Annotated in this window: 3 protein-coding genes; 1 reads left to right on the top strand and 2 read right to left on the bottom strand. The window is 65.8% G+C overall.

Features of this window, described 5'->3' with window-relative positions; genetic code table 11:
• Positions 1-2,152, bottom strand: a 2,152-nt coding sequence (locus BRAS3809_RS22225) for a diguanylate cyclase domain-containing protein (protein ID WP_035657614.1), incomplete at its 3' end; no start/stop codon positions are given.
• A gap of 169 nt (positions 2,153-2,321) precedes the next feature.
• Positions 2,322-3,320: an NAD(P)H-quinone oxidoreductase gene (locus BRAS3809_RS22220; protein ID WP_008964284.1), complete on the bottom strand. Its 999-nt coding sequence runs from the start codon at positions 3,318-3,320 to the stop codon at positions 2,322-2,324.
• A gap of 85 nt (positions 3,321-3,405) precedes the next feature.
• Here BRAS3809_RS22220 and BRAS3809_RS22215 point away from each other — a divergent pair, with 85 nt between their 5' ends.
• Positions 3,406-3,597, top strand: coding sequence for a DUF1192 domain-containing protein (locus BRAS3809_RS22215; protein ID WP_008964283.1), 192 nt, complete (start codon positions 3,406-3,408; stop codon positions 3,595-3,597).
• The last annotated feature ends 154 nt before the right edge of the window (positions 3,598-3,751 follow it).

Here is a 3,751-nt window from a genome sequence, read left to right as displayed (position 1 = left end):
GGATGGTGATCTCCTGCCGCTCGATCGAGCGGCGCAGCTCGCTCTCGAGCGTCAGGCGGTCGTTCTTGCGCGCGCGCATCGCCGGCTTGTAGACGTCGATGCGGTCGCCGCCGATGCGCTTGGAGTGATACATCGCGAGCTCGGCATCCTTGATGATGTCCTCCGACAGCTGCGTCTGCGGGTCGGACAGAGCGAGCCCGATCGAGGCGGTCAGGAAGATCTCGCGCTCGTTGAAGGCGATCGGCGCGCGGATGGTCTTGCGGATGGTCTCGGCGAAGGCGGTGATGCGGGCCGGGTCCTGCTCGGACAAGAGGATCAGGCCGAACTGATCGCCGGCCAGACGCGCCAGCGTGTCGTGCGGTTTCAGGATGCGCGACAGCCGCCGCGCCAGCGTGAGCAGGATGGAGTCGCCCACCGCGATGCCGACGGAATCGTTGACCTGCTTGAAGCGGTCGAGATCGATCACCATCAGGGTCGGCCGCAGCGCCGGCATGGTCTTGGCGAAATTGGCGACGGCGGCGAGACGGTCAATGAACAGCTTGCGGTTGGGCAGGCCGGTCAGGTTGTCGTGCACGCTGTCGTGGAGCAGGCGCTCCTCGGCGTTCTTGAACTCGGTCACGTCGGTGAGCGTGCCGACGACGCGCGAGACCTCGCCGTCGGAGCCGACCACCGGGCGCGCCTTCAGCGCGAACCACATGAAGTGGCCGTCGGGCGTGCGCAGCCGGAAGTCCTGCACCAGGCGGCCGCGGCGCTGGTCGAGCACGCTGTCGAGCGCGGCGCGGAAGCGGTCCTGGTCGAGCGGATGCAGCACCTCGAGCCATTTCGCGGCCGGGCCCTCGAGCGTGCCGCGCTTGAGGCCGAGCAGGCTTTCGGTCTCCGGGCTGGTGAACACCTTGTCGGCCGAGACGTCCCAGTCCCAGATCAGATCGCCGGAGCCGGCCAGCGCCAGCGCGCGGCGCTCGACGTCGGAGACGATGCCGGTGGTGGCGCCGCCGCCGGCGAAGGCGTGCTGCATCACCGTGAAGCCGATCAGCATCACGATCAGCACGAGGCCGCCGAGCAGCGCCGGGCCGACGATGTCGTTGGTGACCTGGCCGGCCACCGTCATGCTGGCGGCGCCGACCCAGACGGTCAGCAGGAACCAGGTCGGGATCAGCAGCACCGCGCGGTCGAAGCCGTGGCTGGAGAGGTAGACGATCAGCGCGAAGCCGAGCACCGCGATCAGGAGCAGCGAGATGCGTGCGATGCCCGAGGCCACTGCGGGATCGAACAGGGCGACCGCGACCAGCGAGCCCAGGAAGAACAGCCAGCCCAGCGTGATATGCGAATAGCGGACGTGCCAGCGCGACAGGTTGAGATAGGCGAACAGGAACACCAACAGCGTCGCCGCCAGGATCGCCTCGCCGGAGGCGCGCCAGACGCGCTCGGCATTGTTCGACATGTCCAGGACCTTGCCCCAGAAGCCGAAGTCGACGCCGATATAGACCAGCACCGCCCAGGCCAGCGCCGCGGCGGCCGGAAACATGATGCTGCCCTTGACGACGAACAGGATCGTCAGGACGAGGGCCAGCAGTCCGGAGATGCCGATCACGATGCCCTGGTACAAGGTGAACGAGTTTACCTTGTCCTTGTAGGCCTCGGGCTCCCACAGATAGAGCTGCGGCAGCTTGTCGGTGCGCAGCTCGGCGACGAAGGTCACGACCGAGCCGGGATCGAGCGTGACGCGGAAGACGTCGGCGGTCGGGCTCTCCTGCCGCTCGGGCAGATCGCCGATCGACGGCGTGATGGTGGCGATGCGCGACAGGCCGAGGTCGGGCCACAGCACGCCGGAGCCGACGACGCGGTAGTGCGGCGCCACGATCAGGCGGTCGAGCTGATCGTCGGTGTTGTTGGCCAGCGCGAATACGATCCAGTTCTGGCCGCCTTCGCGGGCCCGCACCTCGATGCGGCGAACGATGCCGTCAGTGCCGGGCGCGGTGGAGACCTGGATACGGTCGTTTTCGCTGCGCTGGTGATCGAGGATGCCGGTCAGGTCGATGGCAGGCGCGTCGCCGCGCACGCTGACGGCGTCAACGGCCTGAGCGGGGGCAGCGGCACCACACATCACGAGGCCCAGCGCCACCAAGGACGCCAGGCACCTGACCAGACGCAATGTCAAATCTCCGCGTTCGACACCCAACCACAGCGAAAACAGCTCAAACTTAAAGGCGCGTTCGCAAAGGATTTGGAGCCGTTCCAGGCACGGTTCAGATGTGCGCGATCATTGGCACGAAAGCGAGGAAAATCAAAGAGATTCCAAACACACTCTGTTTAGAGGGCGCCTAGATTTCCAACACAATTTTGCCAATATGCTGGCTGGTCTCCATGCGCGCATGCGCCTTCGCTGCATCCACCAGTGGAAACGTCGAATCCATCAACGGCTTGATGCGACCCTCGCGCAGCAACGGCATCACTTTGGCCTCGATCGCCGCCACCATCGCCGCCTTGTCCGCATTGCTACGGGGACGCAGGGTTGATCCGGTGTGGGTGAGGCGCTTCACCATCAGCTTGACGAAATTGACGGTCGCCTTGGGGCTGCCGAGGAAGGCAATCTGGACGATGCGACCATCGGTTGCCGCCGCGTCGTAATTGCGCTCGATGTAGTCGCCGCCGACCATGTCGAGGATGACGTTGGCGCCCTTGCCGCCGGTCGCTTCCTTCACGACGGCGACGAAGTCCTCCGTCTTGTAGTTGATGGCGCGATCGGCGCCGAGCTTGACGCAGGCGTCCGCCTTGTCCTGCGAGCCGACGGTGACCAGCACCCTGGCGCCGAACGCCTTGGCGAGCTGGATCGCCATGGTGCCGATCCCCGAGGAGCCGCCATGCACCAGCAGCGTCTCGCCATCCTTGAGGCCGCCGCGCTCGAACACGTTGTGCCAGACCGTCATCAGCGTTTCGGGCAGGGCGCCGGCCTCTTTGATCGACAGCGCCGCCGGCACCGTCATCGCCTGAGCATCCTGTGCAATGCAATATTCGGCATAGCCGCCGCCGGCGACCAGCGACATCACGCTGTCGCCGAGCTTGTGCCGGACGGCGCCGTCGCCGAGCGCCACGACCTCGCCTGCGACCTCCAGGCCCGGCAGGTCGCTGGCGCCGGGCGGCGGCGGATAGCTGCCGGAACGCTGGGCGACGTCCGGACGGTTCACGCCGGCCGCCTTCACCTTGATCAGGATCTCGCCGGGGCCGGGCTTCGGAACGGGCCGGGTCTCGGGCTTCAGCACCTCGGGACCGCCCGGCTGGCTGATGGCGACCACGGTCATTTGCGCGGGCAGCTGTTCCATGAGAAATCCTTCAGGCGTGAACAAGCGGGTGTGGCGGCGTGATTAAGCCAGCGCGGCCCCCGCTGGCAACCGGGAGAGGGTCAACATGGCAAATGAGGACGACGACCGGCCGCGCAAGGCCGCTTCGCACGACATCGGCCAGGACCTGTCGATGCTCTCGATCGAGGAGCTGACCGGCCGGATCGCGCTGCTGCGCGGCGAGATCGAGCGGATCGAGCAAATGGTGGCGAAGAAGCGCGCCTCCCGCGATGCCGCAGCCAGCATCTTCAAATCCTGAGCGTCGTTCCGTCACGTAGAAATACGGTCGGCCAGTGGCCGACATGGCTAATGAAGTTTGAAAAATTTGTGCCATTTACGGTTGATTAAGCTTTCGCGTTTACAACCGGAACCGTCCTCGTTTGGACACTGAGTGGCTCCTGTCCACTCTGTTT

The organism is Bradyrhizobium sp. STM 3809 (genome assembly GCF_000239795.1).
Taxonomy (GTDB): domain Bacteria; phylum Pseudomonadota; class Alphaproteobacteria; order Rhizobiales; family Xanthobacteraceae; genus Bradyrhizobium.
The sequence above is the reverse complement of the archived record's forward strand: the minus strand, read 5'-3'. Positions and strand labels throughout refer to the sequence as shown.

Bases quoted from the DNA above. Each gene is read 5' to 3' on its own strand.
- BRAS3809_RS22220 (WP_008964284.1), bottom strand. From the start codon at position 3,320: ATGGAACAGCTGCCCGCGCAAATGACCGTGGTCGCCATCAGCCAGCCG.
- BRAS3809_RS22215 (WP_008964283.1), top strand. From the start codon at position 3,406: ATGGCAAATGAGGACGACGACCGGCCGCGCAAGGCCGCTTCGCACGAC.